Source organism: Brevibacillus sedimenti (assembly GCF_020923495.1).
In the GTDB taxonomy this organism is placed as follows: domain Bacteria; phylum Bacillota; class Bacilli; order Brevibacillales; family Brevibacillaceae; genus Brevibacillus; species Brevibacillus aydinogluensis.
In genome coordinates this window covers 3,198,471-3,224,723 of sequence record NZ_CP064048.1, presented here as the reverse complement: position 1 = coordinate 3,224,723, position 26,253 = coordinate 3,198,471, and the positions used below count along the sequence as shown (strand labels likewise).

Annotated in this window: 26 protein-coding genes; 19 read left to right on the top strand and 7 right to left on the bottom strand. The window is 58.0% G+C overall.

The window, feature by feature from the left end; all coding sequences use genetic code 11:
* Window positions 1–78: 78 nt before the first annotated feature.
* Window positions 79–219, bottom strand: coding sequence for a hypothetical protein (locus IRT44_RS15835; protein WP_171566729.1), 141 nt, complete (start codon window positions 217–219; stop codon window positions 79–81).
* Window positions 220–320: 101 nt separating this feature from the next.
* On the opposite strand from IRT44_RS15835, the gene IRT44_RS15830 reads away from it, so the two are divergent.
* Window positions 321–641, top strand: a complete 321-nt coding sequence (locus IRT44_RS15830; RefSeq protein WP_171566730.1) for an iron-sulfur cluster biosynthesis family protein — start codon at window positions 321–323, stop codon at window positions 639–641.
* A 9-nt stretch (window positions 642–650) separates the two neighbouring features.
* On the opposite strand, the gene IRT44_RS15825 is transcribed toward IRT44_RS15830, so the two are convergent.
* The 4 genes from IRT44_RS15825 to IRT44_RS15810 form a co-directional block, all read right to left on the bottom strand.
* Window positions 651–1,100 carry a DUF441 domain-containing protein gene (locus tag IRT44_RS15825; protein ID WP_171566731.1) on the bottom strand — a complete coding sequence of 150 codons (450 nt, stop codon included), beginning with the start codon at window positions 1,098–1,100 and terminating at the stop codon, window positions 651–653.
* Window positions 1,101–1,328: 228 nt separating this feature from the next.
* A complete protein-coding gene (locus IRT44_RS15820) occupies window positions 1,329–1,637 on the bottom strand; it encodes a DUF1811 family protein (protein WP_171566732.1) in 309 nt (102 codons plus the stop codon).
* A gap of 375 nt (window positions 1,638–2,012) precedes the next feature.
* Window positions 2,013–2,636, bottom strand: coding sequence for a cell wall hydrolase (locus IRT44_RS15815; RefSeq protein WP_230076972.1), 624 nt, complete (start codon window positions 2,634–2,636; stop codon window positions 2,013–2,015).
* Window positions 2,637–2,872: 236 nt separating this feature from the next.
* Window positions 2,873–3,565, bottom strand: coding sequence for a peptidylprolyl isomerase (locus tag IRT44_RS15810; protein ID WP_171566734.1), 693 nt, complete (start codon window positions 3,563–3,565; stop codon window positions 2,873–2,875).
* Window positions 3,566–3,675: 110 nt separating this feature from the next.
* Here IRT44_RS15810 and IRT44_RS15805 point away from each other — a divergent pair, with 110 nt between their 5' ends.
* From IRT44_RS15805 to IRT44_RS15770, 8 genes are all read left to right on the top strand, one after another.
* Window positions 3,676–4,851 (top strand): trans-sulfuration enzyme family protein, encoded by a 1,176-nt coding sequence (locus IRT44_RS15805; protein ID WP_171566735.1) that lies wholly within the window; start codon window positions 3,676–3,678, stop codon window positions 4,849–4,851.
* 289 nt (window positions 4,852–5,140) lie between these two features.
* On the top strand, window positions 5,141–5,704 hold the full coding sequence (locus IRT44_RS15800) for an RNA polymerase sigma factor (RefSeq protein WP_171566778.1): 564 nt from the start codon (window positions 5,141–5,143) through the stop codon (window positions 5,702–5,704).
* A complete protein-coding gene (locus tag IRT44_RS15795) occupies window positions 5,701–6,774 on the top strand; it encodes a PD40 domain-containing protein (protein ID WP_171566736.1) in 1,074 nt (357 codons plus the stop codon). The genes IRT44_RS15800 and IRT44_RS15795 overlap by 4 nt, the downstream gene beginning before the upstream one ends.
* A gap of 18 nt (window positions 6,775–6,792) precedes the next feature.
* Window positions 6,793–7,875: a hypothetical protein gene (locus IRT44_RS15790; RefSeq protein WP_230076971.1), complete on the top strand. Its 1,083-nt coding sequence runs from the start codon at window positions 6,793–6,795 to the stop codon at window positions 7,873–7,875.
* Window positions 7,827–9,044 (top strand): hypothetical protein, encoded by a 1,218-nt coding sequence (locus IRT44_RS15785; RefSeq protein ID WP_230076970.1) that lies wholly within the window; start codon window positions 7,827–7,829, stop codon window positions 9,042–9,044. The genes IRT44_RS15790 and IRT44_RS15785 overlap by 49 nt, the downstream gene beginning before the upstream one ends.
* Window positions 9,037–9,963 carry an ABC transporter ATP-binding protein gene (locus tag IRT44_RS15780; RefSeq protein ID WP_171566738.1) on the top strand — a complete coding sequence of 309 codons (927 nt, stop codon included), beginning with the start codon at window positions 9,037–9,039 and terminating at the stop codon, window positions 9,961–9,963. The genes IRT44_RS15785 and IRT44_RS15780 overlap by 8 nt, the downstream gene beginning before the upstream one ends.
* Window positions 9,963–10,829: an ABC transporter permease gene (locus tag IRT44_RS15775; RefSeq protein ID WP_230076969.1), complete on the top strand. Its 867-nt coding sequence runs from the start codon at window positions 9,963–9,965 to the stop codon at window positions 10,827–10,829. Before IRT44_RS15780 ends, IRT44_RS15775 begins: the two co-directional genes overlap by 1 nt.
* A 23-nt stretch (window positions 10,830–10,852) precedes the next feature.
* Window positions 10,853–11,023: a hypothetical protein gene (locus IRT44_RS15770; protein WP_171566740.1), complete on the top strand. Its 171-nt coding sequence runs from the start codon at window positions 10,853–10,855 to the stop codon at window positions 11,021–11,023.
* A 49-nt stretch (window positions 11,024–11,072) separates the two neighbouring features.
* Here IRT44_RS15770 and IRT44_RS15765 read toward each other — a convergent pair whose 3' ends face one another.
* A complete protein-coding gene (locus IRT44_RS15765; protein ID WP_230076968.1) occupies window positions 11,073–11,990 on the bottom strand; it encodes a TIGR01777 family oxidoreductase in 918 nt (305 codons plus the stop codon).
* Between the two features lie 187 nt (window positions 11,991–12,177).
* On the opposite strand from IRT44_RS15765, the gene IRT44_RS15760 reads away from it, so the two are divergent.
* Window positions 12,178–13,614, top strand: a complete 1,437-nt coding sequence (locus tag IRT44_RS15760; RefSeq protein WP_216369499.1) for an ATP-binding protein — start codon at window positions 12,178–12,180, stop codon at window positions 13,612–13,614.
* An 82-nt stretch (window positions 13,615–13,696) separates the two neighbouring features.
* Window positions 13,697–14,002, top strand: a complete 306-nt coding sequence (locus IRT44_RS15755; RefSeq protein ID WP_171566742.1) for a DUF1292 domain-containing protein — start codon at window positions 13,697–13,699, stop codon at window positions 14,000–14,002.
* Between the two features lie 458 nt (window positions 14,003–14,460).
* On the opposite strand, the gene IRT44_RS15750 is transcribed toward IRT44_RS15755, so the two are convergent.
* A complete protein-coding gene (locus tag IRT44_RS15750; RefSeq protein ID WP_171566743.1) occupies window positions 14,461–14,838 on the bottom strand; it encodes a YflT domain-containing protein in 378 nt (125 codons plus the stop codon).
* Window positions 14,839–15,109: 271 nt separating this feature from the next.
* Here IRT44_RS15750 and IRT44_RS15745 point away from each other — a divergent pair, with 271 nt between their 5' ends.
* The 8 genes from IRT44_RS15745 to IRT44_RS15710 all read left to right on the top strand — a co-directional run bounded on the left by IRT44_RS15745 (window position 15,110) and on the right by IRT44_RS15710 (window position 26,173).
* Window positions 15,110–15,979: a hypothetical protein gene (locus IRT44_RS15745; protein ID WP_230076967.1), complete on the top strand. Its 870-nt coding sequence runs from the start codon at window positions 15,110–15,112 to the stop codon at window positions 15,977–15,979.
* 23 nt (window positions 15,980–16,002) lie between these two features.
* Window positions 16,003–17,133 carry an Rv1355c family protein gene (locus IRT44_RS15740; protein ID WP_044898058.1) on the top strand — a complete coding sequence of 377 codons (1,131 nt, stop codon included), beginning with the start codon at window positions 16,003–16,005 and terminating at the stop codon, window positions 17,131–17,133.
* Window positions 17,134–17,211: 78 nt separating this feature from the next.
* A complete protein-coding gene (locus tag IRT44_RS15735; RefSeq protein WP_029099103.1) occupies window positions 17,212–17,964 on the top strand; it encodes a YebC/PmpR family DNA-binding transcriptional regulator in 753 nt (250 codons plus the stop codon).
* Between the two features lie 312 nt (window positions 17,965–18,276).
* Window positions 18,277–20,238, top strand: coding sequence for a DNA gyrase/topoisomerase IV subunit B (locus tag IRT44_RS15730; RefSeq protein WP_230076966.1), 1,962 nt, complete (start codon window positions 18,277–18,279; stop codon window positions 20,236–20,238).
* Window positions 20,239–20,240: 2 nt separating this feature from the next.
* Window positions 20,241–22,793, top strand: coding sequence for a DNA topoisomerase IV subunit A (gene parC, locus IRT44_RS15725; RefSeq protein WP_230076965.1), 2,553 nt, complete (start codon window positions 20,241–20,243; stop codon window positions 22,791–22,793).
* A 5-nt stretch (window positions 22,794–22,798) separates the two neighbouring features.
* Window positions 22,799–23,125, top strand: coding sequence for a hypothetical protein (locus IRT44_RS15720; protein WP_230076964.1), 327 nt, complete (start codon window positions 22,799–22,801; stop codon window positions 23,123–23,125).
* Window positions 23,126–23,326: 201 nt separating this feature from the next.
* Entirely contained in the window at window positions 23,327–23,530 is a 204-nt protein-coding gene (locus IRT44_RS15715; RefSeq protein WP_171566750.1) for a hypothetical protein, read from the top strand.
* A 231-nt stretch (window positions 23,531–23,761) separates the two neighbouring features.
* Window positions 23,762–26,173: an AAA family ATPase gene (locus IRT44_RS15710; protein ID WP_230076963.1), complete on the top strand. Its 2,412-nt coding sequence runs from the start codon at window positions 23,762–23,764 to the stop codon at window positions 26,171–26,173.
* The last annotated feature ends 80 nt before the right edge of the window (window positions 26,174–26,253 follow it).

Sequence of the window (26,253 nt, the reverse complement as noted above, 5' to 3'; positions counted from 1 at the left end):
CTTTGGACGTGTCGGTGAAAAGTCATCCAACGGCTTGGGGCGTGAAAAAAGCAGGTCTCTGGCGACCCGCTCCTTCCGTCATCCAATCATTTCCAGAACGAGAAGCCTCATCTGCAGCCTCTCCCAGGCTTCTTCCCACGAGTTTCCGCAAATGACGACCAGTTCCGATTGGTATTCCGCTTCTGCGATGAAGATGCCGTCTCGTTCGTATATGCGCATGTGCAATCGTCCTTTCCTTGCTGCCTTTCAACTATTCTATGCTATGATGGGAAGGAAGATGCATCCAAAACGGACAAGACGGAAGAAATGGAGGACCATGCATGCGTGTAACTTTGACGGATGCAGCCCGTTCTGTTCTCACAGCGCTGGCCAACGAACGAAAGCAGGCGCTGCGAATCAACGGAGAACTGACAGGGGGCTGCGGCATGACGGTGGAATACAGCCTGTGTTGGGACGAACCGCTGAGCGGCGATCGGGTGCTGGAGGTAGAGGGGATGACCCTGTTGGTGGACAAGGAGACCGAGACCTATGTCGGAGCGGAGGAGTTGGTCATCGATTACCGTGAGCAACAGGGCTTTCGGCTGGTGACGCCGCAGGAGATTCTCGCCTACGGCCTGAAGGTCAAGGAGCGGTGGGGCTGACACCGCCGCTCACTTTGGGAGAAATTGCAGGAGAAAGGCGAGCATGCCGGCCGCGATGAGCGGTCCGACCGGGACGCCGCGGAAAAAGGTGACGCCAATGATCGTGCCGAGCAAAATGCCGGTGACGACCAGCGGATTTTGCGTCATCAAGCTGGCCCCCTTCCCGCCCAGATAGGCGACAAAAATGCCGATCAGGACGGCGAGAACGGACTGCCAGTGAGTAAAGATGGAAAGAATCGTATCAGGGCGGATCTTGCCGCTCGCCAGAGGCGAAAGCACCCCGATCGTTAACACGACAATGCCAATCTGCAGGCCGTACTGTTCCAGAAAAGGGAACATTCGCTCCAGGTGGAGCAGGCGGATGAGCAGCAAAATCGCCACCGCAATGGAGACGGCCGGATTGTTGCCGACAATGCCCAGCGCCAGAAGCGCGAGCAGAACAAGATTGATGACATCCATAGTTGACGAAACTCGCTTTCTTTATTTTGCCCCTATTATATCCAATGCGGGGCAGTGTGTGGACAATATTTGACAGTCAAGCACCGCACCCGGGCCGTCCATGGAAGGAACGGGCGGTGCTTCTGAAACGGTGTGCAATGAAACAGCCGGCTGCAGCGAAGCGCCGGCTGTGTGGCGTCAGCGTCAATCACAGGGACAACGGCCGCAACCTTCCCCAGCTGCTATCGCCTACACCCACGGCTCCAGCATGCCGACGGGATAGCCGACAGGCTCCGGTGAAGCGGGAAATTTGCCCCAGGCAAACACGCCGTTAAAGTATTCGATCGTAAACGGTTCGTCGTGGCCGTAGACTCGATAGCTACCGCCGACGCGAAACTCTGCGGTTCCGATGTAATACGATTTGGCCAGGAAAAATTTTTGCTGCAGGACGGCGTACTGTGACTCGTCACCGGCCTGCTTCTTTTCTTCTGCCGCGAGGCGCAGCCGTTCCATCTCTTCCTGCAGTTCGGCAAGGGTCATTTGACTGTACAAGCGCACGGTGCCCCCTCCTTTCATCCCTATCATTGTAACAGGAAACAGGGGTTTCGGCCACGGAGCAAAGGCGGCGGATAAAAAATGGCACTCCCAATGCAGGAGTGCCCAAGGGTAGGGGGCGATTGAGAAAAAAACCGATGGGCGCGGCGGACGCCGTTGGCAATCAGGCCAAACGTCACCGCCAGCAACAAGGTGCGTCACAGTAATCATGACGAGTTGGGGTCACAATTGAGACTTGCATGACGACAAAAGCATCGGTGCTTTTCTCAATGATTGAAAAAGTGCGTACTGGTACAGATTAGCAAATAATTGTAAACTAACGGTAAAATAAAAATAAAGTTATGTTAAATGTGATGCCAATAACAGGCATGCCTGCGGTCAGCGCGCAAACACGTGGTTGGCGATTCGCACCGTCAGCGGTCTCGTCCGAATCCAATCGGACGTCGCCGTTTTCGGATTGTAGAAGTAGAGGGACCCGCGAGATGGATCCTTGCCGTTAACGGCGTCCCGGACGGCCTTGCGCGCCGTATCGTTCGTCTTATACGTTAGATGGCCGTCATTTACAGGTGAAAAGGCGTTGGGTTGATAGATGACCTCTCGCACCGTGTTGGGAAATTGGGGCGATTTTACACGATTCAATACGACCGCCGCGATGGCCACTTGGCCTTCGTAGGGTTCGCCCCGGCCTTCCGCGTAAACGAGTCGGGCCAGCAGTTCCAGTTCACGTTCGGTCAGCCGAACACGCGCTCTTGTGGCCGTGCGCCGCTCGTCACGACTCGCCCGGACCGCTGGGCGCCGCTCCTGTTGTCGGGGTTCAAGAGTTTTGGGGACGTCCGTCGCCCGTGCCATAGGTCCATGTGGTCGAGGCTCGTTCTGGGCGGGCGCGGTTTTTTTCGCCTGGGGTGCCGTTGCGCTGGTCGGCGTCACCAGCAGGCACACCAAGAGCAGCAAAATGCTGCCGGAAAAGAAGAAAAAGCGCGTTCGCGCCTCTCGTTTCATCACGAAGACATCACACTCCTTTTCGCTCTTAGCTTGCGGTCGCGTAAAGCGAATCGGGTCATTTGCAAGTCTATCGGTGAAACAACTGTGGTTCAAGAGGGAATGGATTCCATGCCCGCCAAAACAGCTCAGCCGGACCGCCGCGCGCATTGGGTGAACACGAGCGGACGGAACCGGAAAAGTCGGGCTGCGTCAAAAGCAAACGGCGCCGATCAAGAGACTGGCGCCGTTTGCTCCGCTTATTTTTCCTGAATGGTAATCGTTTTGATTTTGATCGGATCGGCAGGCATGCTCGCTTCGCCCGTAAGCGGGTTGTTTTTCACCTTGACGGATTCAATTTTTTTCACGACGTCCATGCCGCTGATTACCTTGCCGAAGATGGTGTAGTACGGGGTGTGCTTCAGGTTTTTCACATCATCGCCGGAGCCGATGAAGAACTGGCTGCCGTTGGTGTTGGCACCAGCGTTGGCCATGGCGACGACGCCCGGTTCGTAGACGTGGCCGTTGTTCAGCTCGTCTTCGAAATTGTAGCCCGGACCGCCGGTTCCGTTGCCCAGCGGATCGCCTGTCTGGATCATGAAATCCTTGATCACGCGGTGGAACGTCAAACCGTCATAAAACTTGTCCTTTGCCAAAAAGACGAAATTATTTACCGTTATGGGCGCGTCTTTGGCAAACAGTTCCACCGTGATGTCGCCCATCGTCGTGGAGATAACCGCCTGGTATTTTTTGTTTTTGTCAATTTGCATGGCCGGAGGTGTGGCGTACTTTTTCTCGCCCGTCGGCCCCGGCGGTTGTGCCGGTTCCTTGGAATTTTCCTTGACAGGCGGCTTCGGTTGAGGGGGCGCCGTTTCACTGCTTCCGCCGGAACATCCCGCAATCAATGCGGCTGCTGTCAGACATGCGAGTAGGGTGGTAAACAGTCGTTTCATCTTGTGCACCTTCCTTTCCTGCTTGTCCTGATATGGGGACGCAGAGGATTATAGCACAAACATGCAAGAGAACGCCAATAGGGTGGTCGGAATGGCCGGCGCGTGATAGAATGTTAGAAAAGTTGACGCTGGAGGGATTTCTGGTGGGCGAGCGCTTCGAGACGAAAACAGTACATATCGGCCACAAGCCGCTTCAACAGGTGGCCAGCAAGTCTACCCCCATTTATCAAACGTCCGTGTTTGCCTTTTCTGGGCTGGAGGATGTAGAGCGATACTACGCAGGAGAAGGAGAGTACCTGTACACCCGCAACGGCAACCCGAACCAAACGGAACTGGCATTGGCTGTTGCCCGGTTGGAACAGGCGGAGGCAGGCGTCAGTGCCGCGTCCGGGATGGGCGCAATCATGGCCGGCCTGCTCGCCGTACTGGGACCGGGCGACCACGTACTCGCCTCCCATGAACTGTACGGCGGAACCTATGCGCTGCTGCACAAGGAACTGTCCCGGTTCGGGATCGAACTGGAGTGCATTGACCTGAGCCGAAAGGAATCGCTGGCGGCCCATGTCCGGCCGCAGACCAAGCTCCTTTTCACCGAGACGATTACCAACCCGCTGCTGTCGGTGCCGGATCTGCCATATTGGATACGCGAAGCAAAACAGTACGGACTCGCCGTCATGGTGGACAACACGTTTGCCACTCCGTATCTGGTCCGGCCGATTCAACTGGGAGCCGATCTGGTGGTGCACAGCGCGACGAAGTACATCGGCGGCCACAGCGACGTCACGGCGGGCGTTCTGGTCGGCCGGCAGGATCTGGTGGAAAGGGCCGCGGAGATCGTGGTCAACTACGGCGCGTCCCTCAGCCCGTTTGAAGCGTGGCTGACCGCCCGCGGGCTGAAGACGTTGGCGCTGCGCATGGAGCGGCAGTGCGACAACGCGAGTGCAGTGGCGCAGTTTTTACGGAACCATCCGGCGGTCAAGCACACCTATTATCCGGACCCGGCTTCCACTTCGTTTTTTCACACCGATAAGCAAGGAGCGATGATCTCGTTCTGCCTGGCGGACGAAGAAAAGGTGTACGACTTCTTCCGCTCCCTCGACTGGATCAAGCTGGCCCCGTCTCTGGCGGGTGTGGAGACAAGCGTGTCTCATCCCGTCACCACCTCCCACCGCGCATTGTCGGAAGAGCAGCGGCGGGAAGCCGGCATCACCCAGGGGCTGATTCGCCTTTCGGTCGGCATAGAGGCGGTAGAGGACATCATCGCCGAACTGGACCGGGCACTCTAGGTCCTGAGACGGCAGCTTTGCATCACCTCAAAAAATTTTCTGCCAGCCTTGTGACTTTTTTCCGCCTCCATACGTAATACTCATTTGGATAATAAAGCATCTGTATGAGGTCCGTTCACGGGACGGCCGCATTCGCGGATGCTTTTTCCTCGTCCGCAAGCGCTGACCGGAAAGGGGTGCTTGCTTTTGCGTTTGAAACGAGAAGACCTGACCGCGCCGGAGTGTGCCCGCGTCGTTGGAACACGGCGATCGGGCTTCCGGCCGATACGGCGGGGTGGAGGAAATCACGATGGCAATGGCGATGAAGCGTTCGACGCGCCCGTCGTCAGACTCTTCGGCCGAGTATTACGAGTCCCGCGATTTTACCGAGTTGTACGACGAGTACTTTGACCGCGTCAACCGCTATTTGCGCTGCCGCGTGCAAAATCCGTGGGATGCCGACGACTTGACGACGACAGTGTTTTTAAAAGCGCTTGAAAAATTTGATCAATACAGCAGAACCAGTCCGTTTGCTTCCTGGATATTTCGCATCGCTCACAATACGTACGTCGATTTCATGCGAAAAAACCGGGAGTTTCCAGTCGATCAGGACGACCTGCTCGGCGGTGAACCGGACGATACATGGCAGCCGGAACGGCAGGCGCTGACCAACGAAGAGATTCGCCTGCTGCGCGACCGGTTGGACAAGTTGACGCAGGATCAGCGTGACGTCCTGACCCTGCGTTATTTTGCCGATCTGAAAATCAGCCAGGTGGCGGAAGTGCTGGGCAAAACGGAATCGAGCGTAAAGATGATCTCCTATCGCGCTTTGCATCAGCTACAGAAGATGTACGAAAGGGGAGAGGGCGAATGAGAGACGAGAAGCACATCCCCACCGACTGGTCAGAAGATCATTCCGTCGCCCAACTGCTGGCCCATCTGCAAAAGCTTCGCCGGTCCGTGCCGGTGAACTACCAGCTGAAAGCGGAGTTGAAAAAACAGCTGTTGCAGCGGATCAAGGAACTGGACAAGGAGCGGCAGCAAAGCCTGGTGGGGTCCCGGCCAAACAGGTTCCGCCTGGTCTGGAGCCTGGCAGGTGGGGTGGTCCTGCTCGTGCTGGCTGTCTGGTACGGCTTCTGGCCGCATGGTGTGCTGTCGGTTCGGCAGCCGTCGCTGCTCGCCATGGAAGCGGTGATCGATCAGGAGCGGGTCGATCTGAATGCCGACGGTACGCGGATCGCGTACGTGACGGGCGGTTCAACCATCCGCACGTATGCGCTGCATGAGCCGGATAAAAAAGTGGACCTGTCACTGCCGGTCGATCACGGCGATTTCACTTCCCTGTCCTGGAGCAATCGGGCCGACCAGTTGGCCGTGGTGGAGCAGCAGGGAGAGACGTCCCGGCTCTGGATCGTGGACGTGCCCGACGACAAGCAGTCGGGCAGCAGCCGTTTGATCAAGGAGGAAGAGGGGGCTGCGTTTCGTTCTCCCAATTGGTCGCCGGCCGACGACAGCATTGTCTATACGCGCACGAGCGACGGCGTGGAGGAGATATGGGTAAGCAGCATCGTTTCCATGCGGGATTGGAAGGTGGCAGAAGGCAGTCAACCGGAGTGGTCGCCCGACGGACGCCTGCTTGCCTTTACAAAACAGGGCAGCGTGTTCGTGATGGAAATGCGCTCCGGTCGGACTACGCTCGTCGGTCGAGGCGGCTGGCCGTCCTGGAACAGTGAGTCCAGCCTGACGTTCACCACTCCGGAAGGCACCCTCGCGGAAGCGGAAGTAAACGAACAGCCGCCTGTGCTAAAAGAGGTGCCGATCCGATCATGGAAGGGCGGACGTCTGGTGCGGGCTCACTGGGCGGCTGACCGCGAGCACTTGCTGCTGCTCCAGGCTGGCGACGAGACAGAGAACACATTGGTCGTCTCACTGGCGTCACGATAACGAGCGGAGGAGAACGAGATGAACAGGAGTTGGCTGCTCGTCTTCGCGGTCGTGTGGTTGAGTTTCGCCGCTCAGCCGGCTGCCGCCGAAGGCAGCGTTGAGATGAAAGTACACATGCCGTTCAACGGAGTGTTCAAATACGATGCCTGGGTACGACTGGAAGTGACCGTGCACTCGCAGGAACAGCCGTTTTCCGGTTTGGTCGAGCTGTCCAATGCAAGAAAACCGAGAAAAACCGGGTATGGCGTGCTTCGGCAGCCGGTAAAGCTGACGGCAGGCGAAAGCAAGACGATCGCCTTTGACATGCCGGCGCAATTGTTTTTGGAAGAATGGCGGCTCTGGCTGACCCAGGGTGACAAGGTGGTCGCGTCGGAAAAGCTGCGGATGCGTTTTCCCAATGAGGGACGCATCATTGGCGTGCTGGATTCCGGCAGCGGCGCTTTTCATGTATTGACGCTGACACAGCGGCAGATGGACGGCGGCCACGTCCTCGTGCAAAACCTGACCGCCGAGATGCTGCCGGACGAGCCATGGCTGTACCGCAACCTGGATATTCTCGCGCTGATTGGAGAACAGGTGAAGCAGCTGCGCGATGAACAGGTAAGGGCGATTACAGAGTGGATCAAGAGCGGCGGCGTCGTCATTTTGTCCGCCGGACCCGGTCAGGAGGAAGCAGTCCGGCGGTTTGCCGATGTTTTGCCGATCGAGCCGAAAAGCGGACGCGTCGATCTGAAACAGGCGCTCTCTGCCTATATGCCGGCGAAAAATCTGCCTGACGGAAGCATTCCCGTTTACAACAGCACGCTGCCGCTGTTCGTTGCCCAAGAGGCGGGCCACGGCCGGCTGCTGTTTGTCAATTATGACGTGACGACAGAGCCGCTTGCGTCCTGGCAGCACGGTGACGAGTTGTGGCAAAACGTCCTGATCCGTCATGGTGTGCAGGATGTGCTCGAACAGGGACGGCGCATCAACCAGTTCAATCGCCACTTGCTCGAGCTGAGCCGCTACATTCCCGACGTGCAACCGCCTCATCCCGTCTGGATCGCCGTGCTGTGGGTCGTGTACGTAGGGGCGGTGGCCCCGGCACTTATTTGCTATTGAAGCGGTTGAACCGGCGGCAGTGGGCGTGGGGCGTCATTCCGGGAATGGCTGTGCTCTTGATGGTCGGGGTCTTTTTCATCGGCAAGCCGATGGTCGTCCGGGAAAACAGCAGTTACTCCGTCAATCGGGTGCGGATTCTCGATGGGCAGCTGGCTGAAGTGGAGTCAGCGTCCACGTTTCTTTCGGTCAGCAAAGATCGTTTCAGGACGGAGGTCCAGCCGGGGATTGTTGCCCTGCCGCTTTCCTACAACCGATATAATTTCCAACCGGACGGGTTGATGTCGGAAAAGCAGGCGGACACGACATACGTCCTGGAGTTTCAGAAAGTGCCGTATCTGACGCCGCGGCAGGTGGTCGGATTCGGACTGATGCGCGATGCAGGCGAGTTTGCGGCCAGCCTTTACGTGCGAAAAGACAGGCTGCGCGGGACGGTGACCAACAACACGGCATTTCCGCTGGAGACGGCCTACGTGGAGGTGGGACCGCAGCGGATTCCGCTCGGCAGCATGCGGCCGGGAGAAACGAAGCGGGTCGACGCCAAACTGGAGCCGCTCTACCTGCCCAGCCGAAGTGATTACGAGAATACGAGTCCCTCTGTGGAAGAGCGTATCCGCTGGATGAAGGACGACGTGCTGTCAGTCGAGGGCGGTGATTCTGTGCGAATTCTCGGCGTCAACAGCCAGCCCATCCCGCTCATCACCTTTCAGGAAGAGCATCGTTCCCACTACTGGAACGTGATCAGCCAAACGGTGCGGCTTCAACCGGATAAGCGCGGCGTGATCACGTATCCGTACGGTCTGCTGGACGTGAGCATACAAGAGTCGACCGGAGAATTGGAGCCGAAATCGCCTTATCTGTGGGATGTGGCAAAAGGCAGCGTCACGTTTTCGCTGAAGCTGGGTCAGGCGAGACACCACGCGGAGCGGCTCATCGTGCCGCTCGACCACAGTTCGTTCCGCCCGTTTCAGAAAGCGATTTTCCACCAAAAGAGCGGGCAGTGGAAGCCGCTGCCAAGAGACAAGCGATTGGTCCTCGAGGCGGACTTGAGCGAGTACCTGACGCCCGACGGCACTGTCCTGCTTCGCTTCTCCCACCCGGGTGCAAAGCGTCTTTCGCTGCCGATCCCGTTCTTCCAGGTAGAGGGGAGGGAACCTGTGCGCCATGATTGAAACGATCCATCTGAGCAAGCGATACGGCAGCCTGCGGGCGCTTAGCGACCTCAATCTGCGGATTGAGCAGGGAAAGGTGTTCGGCTTCATCGGTCCCAATGGCGCGGGGAAGACGACCACCATGCAGATTTTGTCCACGTTGCTGGAGCCGAGTGAGGGACAGGCGTTTGTCTGCGGCTACGACGTGATGAAGGAGCCTGCGGACGTTCGGCAGTCGATTGGGTACATGCCTGATTTTTTCGGCGTTTATGACAACCTGACGGTGCGAGAGTACCTGGACTTTTACGCCGGGGCCTACAAGATTCCGGCGAACAAACGGAATGCCCTGATCGCCGATCTGCTGGAATTGGTCAACCTGTCCAACAAAGTGGACGCCTACGTCGATTCGCTCTCCCGGGGCATGCAGCAGCGTCTGGGACTGGCGCGGTGCCTGGTCCACGATCCCGCGGTGCTGATTCTGGACGAGCCCGCTTCCGGACTTGACCCGCGCGCCCGCATTGAGCTCAGGGAAATCCTGAAACAGCTTCGCGCGATGGGCAAGACGATCCTGATCAGCTCCCACATTCTGCCAGAGTTGGCGGAGCTGTGCGACGAGATCGGCGTGATCGAGCAGGGCAGGCTGATCGCCTGCGGAGCGCTGGATGACGTAAGCGTCCGAGCCCGCGGCATTACGCTCATGCTGGTGCGGACGCTGACCAATCGCCATCAGGCGGGACACGTTCTGTCACAGTGTCCCCTGGTAAAGGATCTGGAGGAACAGGAAGACGGGTTTCGCTTTCGGTTTGTCGGAGGCGAAGCGGAAAAAGCCCAATTGCTGCAAGAATTGGTGAACGCGGGTGCGACTGTCACGTACTTTGGCGAGTCCAGCGAAAACCTGGAAGCCGTCTTTTTGGCCATCACGGAAGGAGTGGGAGGCTGATGCGGGATTTTCTGTCCAATCCGATCCTCGTCAAGGAACTGCGGGAACGGTTCCGCACAAAGCGGACCGTGTGGATTCTCACGCTGTTTCTGCTGATCATGGGAGGCATTCCGCTTGGGCTGCTGCTGATCAGCCCGTCCAGTGCGGGAACGCTGGGAGAAAACGGGGAACTGTTCCTCATCTCGGCAGCGATCCATTACGCCATGATCTGCTTTGTCGTTCCGGCGCTGACAGCGGGCGCCATCAGCGGCGAGAGGGAACGTCAGACGCTCAACATTTTGCTCACTACCCAGCTGTCGCCCCGCACGATCGTCTGGAGCAAGCTGGTCACGTCGCTCGCCTTTACCAGCCTGCTTCTGACCGCGTCCATGCCCCTGTACAGCCTGGTCATGCTGTACGGCAGCGTGTCGCCGGAACAGGTGGTGAAGCTGGTCCTGTTCTTCGCCGTCAACATCCTTTTTCTGGGATCGCTTGGCTTGTTCTGTTCCACCTGGATCAAGCGAACCGCCGTCAGCACGATTACCGCGTACGGCATCGCGTTTTGCTTTGTCGTCGGAACCGGCCTGCTGTTTTTCTTCCTCGGCGAAATTTTGCAGCAGATCGATCCGGAACGGTATTCCCAGGCAGTGGTGTGGAGTCTTCCGGAACTGCAAATTCTGGCTGGAATCAACCCGGTGATCGTGCTCTTCGCCATCCTCGACGATTCGCTGATGCCGTCGGTGGAGTTTGCCTTTACCCCCTGGCTGTTTTTTGCCTGCTGTTACCTGGCGCTGAGCGTGCTGTTCATGCTGTGGAGCGGATATCTGCTGAAACCGGTGCGGCGCAGGTGGTGGAGTTGGAAGAAGCGCCCGGTTCGTGTACAATAGGAAGGGTATAAGGGGGGAACGTCGTGAGCGACCAGCAAGTCCAGATTCTCGACTTTGAAGAACTGCTTCGGTATATCGAACGCCGCCTCGCCGAATCCGGCAAATACGTCCAGCGGGATGCCATCATTGCCATCTTGCAGGCGGAAGAGGCGTTCCTGATGGAAAAAGGCGTGCTGCAAGAAGTAAAAGAATAGAATCGAGGGCAGCCTGCGGGGGACCGCAGGCTGTTTCTTTTTGGCGGGACTACGGCTTGCCGAGCAGGTCGAACAGCGCTGCCTCCAGGTCTGGATGGCGGAAGCGAAAACCGTGATCCGCCAACCGCTTTGGCACACAATTTCTGCCGGTCAGTGCCAGGCTTGGTTCCGTCCGCATGAAGACGTATGCTCCCAGCCACACCAGAGGCGCAGGAGTCGGGGGTGCCCACCCCTTGTTCAGCACCTTTCTCAGCACAGCCATGAATTCCTTGTTTGTGACCGGGTGCGGCCCGGTCGCGTTGTAGATGCCGGTCATCCTGTCGTCTTCGACAGCTGCGAGGAAGATCTGGTTCATATCGTCAATATGCAGCCAGCTGATGTACTGATTGCCCTTCCCGATGGTTCCTCCCAGGTTGTACCGGGTCAGCTTGATCATCGGTTCAAGCGCGCCGCCGTCGCGACCCAGTACAAAGCCGATCCGCAATAGCACTTGTCTGGTCGAAGGCAGCTTCCTGGAAAAAAAGGCTGTTTCCCATTGTTTGCAGACGTCAGCGGAAAATCCCGTTCCATGTGGGGCATCCTCGTCGCAGAGGTTTCGCGTGTCGCCGAAAATGGCCAGGGACCCCGCCTGAACAAAGACTTTGGGCGGATGCTTGCAGGTCAAAATGGTGTCGGCCAACACGTTGACGGAATCCAGGCGGGAGCGGATGATTTCGTCCCGGTTTTTTTTGGTATAGATGCAGTTGACGCTTTTCCCGGTGAGGTTGATGACGGCATGGCTTCCGTCGATTTCGTCCGTCCACGTGTCGATGGTCGCGCCGTCCCAGTGAACGTACCGGACATGATTTCGTTCGGTCGACGCGCCTCTCGTCAAGATGACGACGTCATATCCTTTCTGAGTCAACAACGCAGCCAGTGATTGCCCGAGAAAACCGGAACCCCCTGCGAGAATGATTTTTTTCTTCACACGACCACCCTTTCTCGGAGAGATGTGCCCACAACCCATCCAATTATACCAAAAATAGAAAGATTTTGACAAAACCATGCGGGCGCAGATTGCGGAAGATACGATTTTTTAGGAAAAAAGAGGAAACGTGGAAGGCACAGCGAATTCTTGTTGCATCTCATTCTCAGGGTAAAGGAGTGCTCGCCTGTTGCAAGCAGGGATCTACACCGGAAAACCGTCGGTCGACTTGAACAAGGACGAACTGCGCCGAACTGTGGAAAATCTGCACAATCACATTTTCAAGTACAAGCGTGACGCAGACGGTCAGTTCGTGTTCACCCTCTCGGAAGGAAAGTTGGCCAGAGAGTTCGGACTGACGACGGACAGCATCAGCGGCAAGCGGCTGCAAGACGTATTGCAGTTGTGCAGCGATGACATCATGTCCATGTACGAAAAGGCGTATGACGGCCATGTGGTGGAGTATGAGTCAACCATGGGGGAACGAATTTTTACGACGACCCTCTCCCCGATCATCGAACAGGGGCGTGTCGTGGAAGTGGTCGGCTCCTCGACGGAGATTACGGAGCGCAAGCGCATCGAGCATGAACTGCAGGAAGCGGAGGAATTGTACCGCAGTCTGGTCGAGGACACGTTGGTCGGCGTGTACATTGCGTACGTGAACGAACACAGCTTCGTCTACGTCAATCCCCGCATGGCCGAGATGTTCGGCTACACCCAGGAGGACATGATGCGGCTGGGAGCGGTCGATCTGGTCGTGCCGCAGGAACGGGAGATTGTGCTGAAAAACCAGAGCCGCCGCAGCAAGGGAGACCGCTCGCCCATTCGTTATCAGTTTCACGGTCTGCGCAGCGACGGCAACATTGTTCATCTCGAAGTGCTGCAGAAGACCACGATCTACAAGGGGAAGCCGGCCGTAATCGGCATTCTGCAGGACATCACGGAGCGAAAACAGGCGGAGGAGATGGTCCGCAAGTCGGAACTGCTCTCCGTCATCGGTCAGCTGGCGGCCGGAGTGGCGCACGAGATCCGCAACCCCCTGACCTCGCTCAAGGGCTTTTTGCAGCTGATGTACTCCCACCATCAGGACAAGCAGCAGTACTTTACCATCATGTTGTCGGAGTTAAACCGGATCGACAAAATTATCAGTGAACTGCTCGTGCTGGCCAAACCGCAGGACATCGCCTTCAAGGAGAGGGACGTCGTTCCCATGCTGGAGCATATTATCGTGCTGGCGGAGACACACGCCGTCATGCACAACGTCCGCATCTTCATCCATCACGAACCCAATCTGCCTGCGGTCATGTGCGAGGAGAACCAGCTCAAACAGGTGTTTCTCAATCTTTTGAAAAACGCCATCGAGGCCATGCCGGACGGAGGCGAAGTGCACGTGAGCGTGCGGCGGGAGGAAGACACGGTTGTCATCAGCTTCCGCGATCAAGGCTGCGGCATTCCCGAAGATCGTCTGGCGAGACTGGGGGAGCCGTTTTACACGACCAAGGAGAACGGGACAGGTCTGGGGTTGATGGTCAGCTACCGGATTATTCACAACCACGGCGGAACCATTTCCGTCACGAGTCAGCTGCACCAAGGTTCCACCTTCGAGGTGAGGCTGCCTGTCAGCTGACAGCCATGCGTGTTTGCGTCTTTGCGAAAAAACCTGTATGATGGACACGTATCATGAATCTTTCAATAAGGACGTGAACACATTGACCGCAGAAAACAAAGACCTGGAACTGGGCGACATCATTACGCTGGACGACGAAAACGGCGAACCGCTTGGCGACTTCGAAGTCATCGCCTTGTTTGAACTAAACGGAAAGGAATACGTCGCCTTGACCGACGCTGTTGAAGACGAGGCGCAAGCAGACGACGTGGATGAAGAAGTGGACATCTTCGTATTCCAGGTCGACGGCGGTGAAATGGTGCCGCTGGAGGAAAACGAGGAAGCAGCCGTCTACGTCAAGCTCAACGAAGTGCTGGAAGGCATCGAACTGGTCGACGAAACAAAGTAAGCATCACAAAAACACATGCAATAAAGCCGCTGCGGCATAGCAGCGGCTTCAGCGTGTAGACAAAGTCCGGTGGTGTCATGGGTGATGAGGCCCGCTCGCTCACTTGACGACCAGCAAAGAAGTGGATGATGTCCGCTCCAAAACGCGACGCGGGCAGGGGGGCAAACATCTGGGTAGTTCAACGAAGTGAGACTTGTGCCCCCTGTTTTCCCCGCGTCCTGCGTTTTTTCGCTTGGCAGGTCGTCAAAGGAGCTCGCTTTGCCCATCACCCCATGCCTCGTACTTTTTCTCCACCTTGGTTGATCAATGTGCAGGCCTTGCGGCCTGGAACCGATGGGAAAATCGGTTCCTTACGAACTCGTAATGATAAAAAATGCACTTTGTCTTCAGTCAGAGGCCGCTGCGGCATAGCAGCGGCTTTTTTCAGTGCGCGAAAGGCACCTCTCTTATGCGAGGAATCAGTTGCTCATCTTTATGATATTGTCCTTGAGATCCCGCACGACCAGCAGGCAGGAGTAATCCGACTCCTGCAGCTCGCGGAACAGTGCCGAGGCTTCGTCCTTGCTCAGCCCCAGCTTCTCCAAACGAGTCCGCAGCTCTTCGCCGCCGTTTTCAAAGACATGTGCTTTGCTGTCGATATCGCCGATGACATCCTCGGAATGGCTGCTGTACTTGTAGTAGTTGTCGCGCTGGTTGGAGTGGTTTTTGTCCGGATTCCACCGTAGGACCCAGATATCGTCCTTGTGGTAGCCGGAGGAATTAAGCGCCTGAATGTCGGAGACCAGCTCCTGGTCATAGCGGTGAAACTTCACAAACGGTTTTGTTGCGCTGATCAAGGAACTTCCCCCTTTGTCTGCCTTGGGTTTTCAACTCCTCCATAGCTTGCCCCATCTTCAGGCAATTAGCCGAAAAACATGGTGTTGACCACACGGTTCGACGTTTGAAAAGAACAAAAAGTTTAAAAAATTGGAAAACGTTGTATGTTTTTGGAGGAAAACCGTGCATTTTGTAGAACTTTTTTCCTGTTTCAAAAATCTCATCCCATCCGTGGCCGTCCGCTGTCGACAGACACGGCGCCCTGCATGGGAGATTGGAGGAACAAACGGAATGGTGTACTCCCGCTCTTGTCAAACGGTAACAGAATTGGTCCCTTTTAGTTCCAGCCCATTCAGCTTGCTGCCGAACGATTGGTTGGTGCAGTCTTCCTCAGCGGGTATCAAAAACACCAAGCTGACCTGCTTGTTCGACAAGCTGGTGCGTCCCGTCCGTGAACAGCGACATGCATGTCTCGACACCGCCTTGTACGAGTGCAGGACACTGGACGAGACGGAAACGCATCTGCACGAGCAGGTGAACGACATCGTCAATTTCAGCTACAACCTCCGCTATCTGCATGACCAGCTTGAGTTTGAAGATGTCGGCACCCATACGGAAAAACAGGCGCACGTGTTTGCCGTCGTCCAGCAGGTCGGCAGCCATCCGCTGGTGCTGACGACCGCGCGGGCCGTGGTGGACGACGAACTGGACTGTTACGAGCTGTTTGCTGGCGTAAACAAGCCGGCAAAAGCGGCGGAGTTCGTCCGCTTCGCTTTTCATCCGCTGCTGGATTTTATCGGCAAAGACGAAGGGACGAAGCGGTATCGACCGCTCCTCGATCTGCACAAGCGCTACCTGTTTCGCCTTCTGCTCCGCCACATGTTCGCGTTCATGGAAGCGCGGGAAATCCGCACGGTCTTTGCCATCCTGCCGCTTCACGTCAAAGTGTTTCTGGAACAGACAGGCATTCAGCTGACCAGAGTGCCCGCTGCGGTTCCCGCTGCATCGGACAAACACGCGTTCATGCGGCAGGCTTTTTACAAGTACTGGCGGCCGGATGCAAAAACCTGCCGGCAGCCGGCCCTGTACACGGTAGGCTTTTGCATGTCGCCGCTGGTGCAGACCGTGGACGGGCTCAGCATTGTGATTGATCAGGAGTGACGAAAGAAAGGGGGAAGTTTATCATGACGGACCTGCGTTCGCTGCTGGCCGAACGAACAGAGATGAGAAGAGAGGACTGGCTGTTTGCCCCGCTGTTTTTCCGCCTCCAGCGGGAGGATGACCGCCGCCGCTTGCAGGACCTGTGCCGCAGGCAAGACGATGTCGTGATTCTCAATCCGTTTCGCGGACAGGTGGAGGAACTGATCAAGGCGAAGCATCCGGACCGCCGGTTCAGCCGGGAAGAGCTGTCCGAGGCGGTCGAAGACTATCTGGGGGAGGCTCCCGAGGAAAAAGGCGTATGGGTGTACTACCCCTGGCGCAGGACCCTCGTGCACCTGCTGGACGAGGAGGAGTTCGTGTTTGTGCGGACGAACCGGAACCGAAACAAGATCACGCAGCAGGAACAAGAGGTGTTGTCCCGGAAGGCGATCGGGGTGATCGGCCTTTCCGTCGGCCAGTCCCTCGCGCTCACGCTGGCGATGGAACGGGTGTGCGGCGAGATTCGCCTGGCCGATTTCGACACGCTGGAACTCTCCAACCTAAACCGTATCCGGACCGGCGTTCACCACCTGGGCATGCCGAAAATCATTGTCACGGCGCGGGAGATTGCGGAGATCGATCCCTTTTTGAAAGTGGTCTGCTTTGCCGACGGGGCCAACGAGGAGAATCTGGACCGCTTTCTGTTGGAAGGCGGACGGCTGGACATCCTGGTGGATGAATGCGACAGCCTGAACATGAAGATCCTGAGCCGGCTCAAAGCCAGGGCGCTGGGCATTCCCGTCGTGATGGACACGAGCGACAGGGGACTTGTGGACGTGGAACGGTTCGACCTTGAACCGGACCGGCCGATTTTGCACGGGTTGGTCGACGGATTGGACTACGACACCCTGAAGGGGCTGTCCAACCAGGAGAAAATCCCCCATGTGCTGCGGATCGTCGGGGACGACGCCATCTCGGCGCGCTTGCGAGCGTCATTGGCGGAGGTGGGCAAAACCGTCTGCACCTGGCCGCAGTTGGCCTCGTCCGTCACGCTGGGAGCGGCCGTGGGCACCGACGTCTGCCGCCGGATCGCGCTCGGGCAGTTTCGCGCTTCCGGCCGATATTACGTCGATCTGGAACAGTTGATCGCCGACGGGAACTGCCTGGTTGTCTGAGGTTTGGCTTTGACCGATCTTCCCCTCTAGTGCTACACTTAGACATGGTATTTCTGTATGTGATGAGGAGAGTTGGTTATGCCGAAGTTCAAACTGTTTGCCGCCAAAAAAGGCGCAGCCGACCAGAAAAGGAACAACCAATTTGTCAAATTTGCCCGGCAGATTTACGTGGAGGCGAAGAAAGGCGGGCCGGACCCGAACGCCAATCTGAAGCTGAAAGCGATCATCGCCAACGCGCGAGCCATCAATATGCCGGTGGAAAATATCGAACGCGCGATCAAAAAGGCGACGGACACCGGAAACGCCGACAACTACGAAGAAATCCGCTACGAAGGATACGGACCGGGCGGCGTGGCCGTCATCGTCGAATGCCTGACGGACAACCGCAACCGGACCGCGGCCGACGTGCGCGCCATCTTCAACAAGCGCGGCGGCAACCTGGGGGAGACCGGTTCCGTCAGCTTCATGTTTGACAAGAAAGGCGTCATCACCATCGACCGCGAAGCGTTTCCCGTCGACGAGGACACCATCCTGATGCAGGCGCTCGAAGCCGGTGCCGAGGACATGGTGACCAACGAGGACTCCTACGAGATTTTGACCCACCCGCACGAGCTGGAACAGGTCAAAAGCGGACTGGAAGCGGAAGGCTACACGTTTGCAAACGCGTCCGTTCAGTGGATTCCGCAGAACACCGTCAAGATCAGCGGCGAGGATGCAGCGAAAATGCTCAAGATGATGGAGGCTTTCGAAGAGAACGACGACGTCCAAAACGTCTACGCCAACTACGAAATTGACGACGAGGAAATGGAACGCCTGCTGAACGAAAAATAACGCGGCGCATTCGGCCATCTCGCTAGGGCGAGGTGGCCTTTTTTCGGGCCTCACCCGTCACAGCGCGAGCGACGGCCGGGTGGTTTTTTTGCCCGCGGAATCGCATTTTCTCACCGTCCACCGACAGCGGGCGTTGAATACAATCAATTCCATACGGTACAATAGCGATTAAGTGTTCGCTTTTTACCCGGACGGAGAACGGAACGTCACGTCCGTTCCGCACAAGGGCGACCACGGCTCCGCTTTTCGCCCAGGGCGCGGCCGGCGCCGCGTTTCCTTGCGCAAGTTGAAGAAGCAGAGGGGAGAACGCGATTGAAGGAAACAGATACGCTTACGTATACCGAAGAAGACATTCAGGTGCTGGAAGGCCTGATTGCCGTGCGCAAACGGCCGGGCATGTACATAGGTTCCACCGGCAGCCGCGGTCTGCACCATCTCCTGTGGGAGATTGTGGACAACGCCAAGGACGAAACGCTGGCCGGTTTTAACGATACGATCATCGTCACCCTGCACAAGGACGGCAGCGTCAGCGTGGAGGACCACGGGCGGGGTATCCCCACCGGCATGCACAAGACGGGCCGCCCGGTGCCGGAAGTGATTTTTACCACGCTGCATGCCGGCGGCAAGTTTGGCGGCGGCGGATACAAAAAGAGCGGGGGACTGCACGGGGTCGGTTCCAGCGTGGTAGTCGCCCTCTCCAAATGGCTGGAGGTGGAGATCCACCGCGACGGCAAGATTCACAAACAGCGGTATGCCTACGTGGTGGACGAACAAGGCAACGAACACGTGGGCAAGCCCGTGACCGGCCTGGAAGTGGTCGGCACCACCAGGCGAACCGGTGTGACCGTGCGCTTTCTGCCGGACGACGCGGTGTTTGGCAGCGCCCGGTTTGATTACGAGACGATCCGCGACCGTTTGCGCGAGACGGCGTTTTTGCTGAAAAAGCTGCGCCTGGTGCTGATTGACGAGCGCGGACCCGAGGTCAAACGGGAGGAGTTTTACTTCGAGGACGGGCTTAAATCCTACGTCGAGTACCTCAACGAAGGCAAACAAACGCTCCACCCGGTGGTCTATTTCGAGGGGGAAAAGGAAAACGTTTACGTCGAGCTGGCGTTTCAGTACAACGACGGCTACACGGAAACGCTCGTCTCGTACGTCAACTCCATTCCGACGACGGACGGCGGCACGCACGTAACCGGCTTCCGCAACGGAACCACGCGGGTGTTCAACGAATTTGCCCGTAAAAAAGGCTTCCTCAAGGAGAAGGACCCCAACCTGTCGGGCAACGACCTGCGCGAAGGCTTCCTCGGGGTGCTGTCCCTGCAGATGGCCGATGTCCAGTTTGAGTCTCAAACCAAGGACAAGCTGGGCAACGAAGAGGCGCGGACCATTGTGGAGCAGATCGTCTCGGAAAAACTCGGATTTTTCCTCGAGGAAAACCCGGAGATCGGCAAGTTGTTGATCGAAAAGGCGATTCGTTCCGCGGAAATTCGTGAGGAACTGCGCAAACAGCGGGAAGCGCTGCGCGGCGACAAGAAGGGCAAAAACGCCAAGAAGCGGAAATCCATCTCCGACAAATTCGCGCCGCCGCAGTACAAGGACCCCAAGCGCAATGAGCTGTTCCTCGTCGAGGGGGATTCGGCCGGCGGTTCGGCCAAGCAGGCGCGCAACTCCGAGTTTCAGGCGATTTTTGGCCTGAAGGGTAAACCGCTCAACACCGAAAAGGCGAAGCTGTCCGACATCCTCGCCAACGAGGAGTTCCGCACCATTCTGGAGGTGCTGGAGACCGATATCGGAGAAGACTTTTCCATCGAAAACTGCGCGTTTGACAAAATCATCATCATGTCCGACGCCGACGTGGACGGGTCGCACATCCAGACGCTGCTGCTGACGTTTTTCTTCCGCTACATGCAGCCGCTGATCGCCGCAGGCAAGCTGTACATCTCCCAGCCGCCGCTGTATCAGGTGCGAAAGGAAAACCGCGGCAAGCCGGCGGACGTGGTCTACTGTTGGAACGACTACGAGCTGGAGCAGGCTCTCAAGCGGCTGGGGCGCGGTGCGGAAGTGCAGCGCTACAAGGGCTTGGGCGAGATGAACGCCGACCAGCTCTGGGAGACGACGATGAATCCGGAGACGCGCAAGCTGATCAAGGTGCAGTTGGAAGACCTCGCCCATTGCGAAAAACTGGTCACCGTCCTGATGGGCGACAAGGTGCCGCCCCGGCGCGAGTGGATCGAGAACCATGTCACCTTTGAAGTGGGAGAGGATGAATAAGCATGCTGTCCAATCAGATCATCGAACAGAGTTTCGCGGAAATCATGGGGAAGCGTTTCAGCGACTACGCCAACCTGGTCATCTTGTCCCGCGCCATTCCCGATGCCCGCGACGGCCTCAAACCGGTGCAGCGCCGCATCCTGTACGCGATGTACCAGGAGGGCAATACGCATGACAAGCCGTACCGCAAATCGGCCAAGACGGTCGGGTATGTGATGGGGACCTACCATCCGCACGGGGACAGCGCCATTTACGAGACGATGGTACGGATGGCGCAGTGGTGGAAAATGCGTCAGGTGTTGATTCAGGGTCATGGCAACTTCGGGAGCCTGGACGCCGACCCGCCGGCAGCGATGCGTTACACCGAGTCCCGCCTGTCCGCGCTGGCCAACGAAATGCTGCGCGACATCGAAAAAGACACGGTCACCTTTATCCCCAACTACGACAACTCGGCACAGCAGCCGGCCGTGCTGCCGTCCCGTTTTCCCAACCTGCTCGTCAACGGAGCGTCGGGGATTGCGGTCGGGTTTGCGACGGAGATTCCGACGCACAACCTGGGGGAAGTGATCGACGCGGCGATCGCCCAGATGAAAAAGCCGGACATCACGCTGGACGAGCTGATGCATCATATCAAAGGGCCCGATTTTCCGACCGGCGGCATCGTCCAGGGCACATCCGGCATTCGCAAGGCGTTTGAGACGGGGCGCGGACAATTTGTCATCCGCGGCCGCAGCCACGTGGAGGAGCCCAAAGGCACCAAGGTGAAAAAGATCGTCATCTCGGAGATTCCGTATGACGTGATCAAATCGAAGCTGGTCGCCCAGATTGACGAACTGGTGATGGAGCGCAAGATCGAGGGGGCGCTGGCTGTCCGCGACGAGACCGGCCGTAAAGAGGCGGAGCAAAAGAAGGTGCGGATTGTCATCGACATCCGAAAAGACGCGGACGAAAATGCGATCCTCAACTATTTGTACAAAAACACCGACCTGCAGATCTATTACAACTACAACATGAACGTCATCCACGAGGGAACGATCCGGCAGATGGGGCTGAAGGAGCTTTTGGCCGCCTACATCGACCACCAGAAAGACGTGGTGACGCGCCGTACCCAGTACGACCTGGACAAAAAGCAAAGACGGGAGCACGTCGTACAGGGGCTGATCCGGGCCAAGTCGATCCTGCGGCAGATCGTGGAGACGATCATGAACTCCGAAGACCGGGCCGACGCCAGAAAAAACATCATGGAGCAGTACGGGTTCACGGAGGCACAGGCGGAGGCGATCCTGTCCATCCAGTTGGCGTCGCTCACCCGGTTGGATATCGTCAAGCTGGAGAAGGAGCTGGCAACGCTGTCCAAAGAGATCGAGGTATTGAAGGCGATTCTTGGCAGCGAGAAAAAGCTGATCCAGGTGATTACCGCCGAGCTGAACGAAATCAAGAAAAAGTACGCGGAGCCGCGTCTGACCGAGATCCAGGGAGAGATCGAGGAGGTCAAGGTGGATATCGCGATGCAGATCAACGCGGAAGACTGCGTCGTGACCTTGACCAACGAAGGCTACATCAAGCGCACCAGCCCGCGCTCGTTCAAGTCGATGGGCGGGACAATCGAGACCTGCGGCGTCAAGGAAGGGGACAAGGTCCGCTATTTTGCGGAGGCCAACACCTCCCACACGGCCTTGTTCTTCACCCAGGACGGCAAGTATTTTGCCACGCTGGTCAACTCCATTCCCGACGACAAGTGGAAAGAGATCGGGACCGCGCTGGTCAACGTCATCCCGCTGGACAAGCAGCAGCACATCGTCGGGTTTGCGATCGTGGACGATTTCAAGCAGCCGCTCTACGTCTATCACGTCAGCCGCTCCGGCTTGATCAAGCGGACGGCGCTGACCGAGTACGAGACAAATCGTTCCGGCGCGCTGGTGGCGGCCAAGCTGAAAGCAGAGGGAGACGAGTTTGTCACGGCGTTTGTGGCAGGTGAAGAGGGTGCCTTCCTCGCGGTGACCAAAGACGGCATGGGCATCCGCTTCCCGCGCAGCGAGGTGAGTGCGACCGGCCGGGCGTCCAGCGGCGTCAAGGCGATTTCGCTTGCGGCTGGTGACGAGGTAGTCGCCCTGCTGCCGACGGAGGCGGAAGATGCGCGGTCGTTCAATCTGCTGACGGCCGAAGGACAAGTGAAACGCACCTTGATCTCCGCCATCCCGCTGCAGGGCCGGGCAGGCAAAGGGGTCCAGGTGATTCGCAAGCGGAAAACCAATCCGCATCGGGTGGTGGCGGTGACTGTGGAAGACACGCTCTACGCTTTGACGGACAGAAACGAGTGGGTACTGGTGCCGACCGAACAGGTGGCTGTGACGGAACAAGGGGGGGCGGCTCGCAGCGTGGTGGACGGCGGCGTGGAAGCCGTCGCCTATGAAGCCGTTTTGCCGGACGAAGCGGAAAAAGCGGCGGAGCCCCCGAAAGGGTCGGCCGAAGCGGAACCGGACAAAACACCCCGGGATGGTAATGCGGTAACCCAATTCAGCTTGTTCGACAATTCTGCGGATGAAAAGGAATGATGCACATGGCCAAGCCGTTTGAACGATTTGCTTCTGAACTGAACGCTCAGCAGGTGTCGCTGCTGCTGGATACCGTCCAGTATTTTGAAGAGGCGCCGAAGCTGCTCTCCATCCCTGACCGGCAGGGGACAAGCATTCCGGTGCCGATTACGGCCGACACGCTGCGCGCAATCCTGGCCGTTCTGGACGAAAACAAGCCGATGGACAAACAAGTGTTTGTCTTTGACTGGCAGGAGGGCAGCCAAGAGGAGACTGATCTGCTGCTGGTCGAGCTTCCGGATGGTACCATCATACGCCAGCCGACTGACTACCAGGCGTTTTCGCCGGTATAGGGTCCTGTCGGATATGAATGTCCTGTCCGCGACTGCTTACTCCCTGACCGCATGCAGCCTGCGGGACGCACTGCCAGTTTCACTGTGTTTCGCTGTGCCCAGGCAGGCAGCAGCCGCGTCTTGAGCAGTCGAAGCGCACTGCCCCGGGGATGAAGCGGGCCGCAGGCGGACACACTATGGCGGGAGGTGTGTCCGAACGATATGGAACGAACCATCAACGTGAACGGCAGCGCATACACGTTTTCCGCTACGTACGACGGTGATTCGCAGTACAACGTGCAGGTGCACAGCGGCGACAAACTGATTACCATGTTCAAGGTCGCCGCCGAGTCGGAACAGGACGTATTTGCAGCAGCCCAGGCCCGCTTCAAGGCCGACGTGGACATTGGCAACGTAAAGCTGTAGTGTAGGGAACAACACAACAGAAACGAGCAACCTCCTATGACGGGAGGTTGTTCAGCATGCAGACAAAGTTCGTGGCGCATGGGTGATCGGGCCTGAGCAACCTCCTAATGACGGGAGGTTGCTTTTTTGCCGTGTGCCAGGAGTGTGTTTTCGATCATTGCCTTTTTCACCAAAATTGAAGTATGGTACAACTGGAGTACACACGAAAAACCAGAAAAGGAGAGGGGCACGATGCAGCAGCGAGCAGCGGACCGGTTGGAAGTTGTGTGGAGGTGGCGGGGGCACCCACCTGACATACGACAGCTGTCGGAAGGGGAGCTAATCCCGCTCCTCCGCTTGATCGAGGAGCGGCGCGGAACGGACGAGGACAAACGGCTGGATCAGGCGGAAGCGGTGGTGCTCACCTGGCTGGCTGCTCTCCGCATGGAAAAGCGGGGAGGCTACGGGTTGGCCGAGGAATGGCTGTCCCGTGCCGTCCGGCTGGACCCTGCCTACCGGCCGTCCGCCGAACTGCGGGTGCGCCTGTACCTGACCCGTCTGAAGGAACACCGCCTCGACGGCAGCTATCCGCTGATCCGCGAAACGGATAACGCCGCTACCCGCAGGCGGAACGCAGAGCAGCTGAAACAAGCCGCCGAGGCCGAGTTGCAAGCCCTTCCGTCATGGCAGGCTCTGGCTGCCGCCGCGCGCGAAGCGGCCGAAGCGGCCGGGGACGAAACAGCGGTGCACGCGGCAGCCGGCGTGGAGCGGTTGTACGCGGAGCGGGAGCGCCTGCTCGGCGATATGCTGGAGAGGACCCAGGCCTATGCGGCCTCGCTGCAGGGCATGTTTTATTCGGCGGAAATGCTGGCTGCCTTGCAGGAGAGCGTCAAACGCTTGACCGCACAGCAGGAAGAACATGAACGGCTGCTGTCCATTGACGGGGAATCGGACGATGCAGAGATGCCTGGAGGCGGGCGCGGGCAGTCAGCCCTGGAGGAACTGGAAGGGCTGATCGGGCTGGACGAGATCAAGGAGCGCGTGCGTAAGCTGGCCCGCTTCCTGCGGTATCGGCAGCTCCGTGAGGAAAAAGGTTGGCACCTGACCGATCAGCTGCCCCTCCATCTGGTGCTGATGGGCAATCCGGGGACGGGGAAGACCACGCTGGCCCGTCTGATCGGCCGTCTGTATCACGAGCTGGGACTTCTGGAGCGCGGCGACGTGGTGGAAGTGGACCGCTCCCATCTGGTCGGGGCGTATGTGGGACAGACGGAACAGCGGGTGATGGAGGCGGTCAAACGGGCGGTCGGGGGCGTGCTGTTTATTGACGAAGCCTACAGCCTGAAGCGGGCTGACAGCTCGGGCAGCGATTACGGCCAGGCTGCAATCGACACGCTGGTGGCCGCGATGACCGGCGGCGAATACGCCGGCCGGTTTGTGGTGATGCTGGCCGGTTATCCGGAGGAGATGCGGCAGTTTTTGTACGCCAATCCGGGGCTGCGCAGCCGTTTTCCAGAGACGGGCCACTTCTTATTGCCCGACTATACGACCGACGAACTGGTGGCGATTGCCGAGCAGGTGGCCGGCCGAAACGATTTTTCCTTCACGCCGGAAGCGCGGCGGGCTTTGCGGCAGCGAATCGAACAGGCTCGTGTGGACCACACCTTCGGCAATGCCCGGACGGTGGCCAATCTCGTGATGGAAGCGATTTTTGCAAAGGGGCGGCGTCTTGACGAACCGGATGAGCTGAAGTGGGACGACTTCACCATTCTCTACCCCAAAGACGTTGGCGGTCTGGACGCGCTGCCGGATGTCCAGCCGGCGAGAGAAAAGCTGGCGTCCTTGATTGGCCTGGATGAAGTAAAGGCGGAACTGAACAAAATCGCCGCGTTTGCCTCGGTGCAGCGGAAGCGGGCCGCCTGCGGACTGCCGACCGTTCCCGTTGAGCTGCACGCCGTATTCACCGGCAGTCCGGGCACGGGGAAAACGACGGTCGCCCGCCTGTATGCGGAGATGCTGCAGGAAATCGGCTATCTGAAACGGGGCCATCTGGTCACGGCCAGCCGGGCCGATCTGGTAGCCGGATACGTCGGGCAGACGGCGGCGCTGACCCGGCGCAAAATCCGCGAAGCGCTGGGCGGCGTCCTGTTTATCGACGAGGCGTACGCACTGCTGGAGGGCGGCGAACGGGACTACGGTCGGGAAGCGATTCACACGCTGGTGGAGGAAATGTCCCGTCATGGCGAAAACCTGGTGGTCGTGCTGGCCGGCTATCCGTCGGAGATGCAGCGTTTGCTGGCGAGCAATCCGGGCCTGTTTTCCCGCTTCAAAAAATACCTCCACTTCCCCGATTACACGACAGACGAGCTCACCCGCATGCTGCTGCAGGCGGTCACGCAGGCGGGATACCGGCTCGGCGGCGATGTGGAGGAGCGCATTCGGCAGCAGTTGGAACAAGCGGCTCAAGCGGGGACGCTCACTGGCAACGGTCGGATGGTGCACAACCTGCTGCAGGAAGCCTTGCAATACCAGGCGCTCCGGCTGACGCAGGCGGGCGACGACAGCTCGGACATTGAGCAGTTGAGCCGTTTGGAATGGGTTGATTTTCAGCCGTTGTTTCCAAATGGCGCACCGGCGTCAGGAACGTCTGTCCACGGAGGGTGACGAGTCGGTGCAGGGAAGTTCTTCATCCTGGATCGGGGACTGTTCCTCGATCCTTTTTTGTCTTAAGGAAATATTCAGAC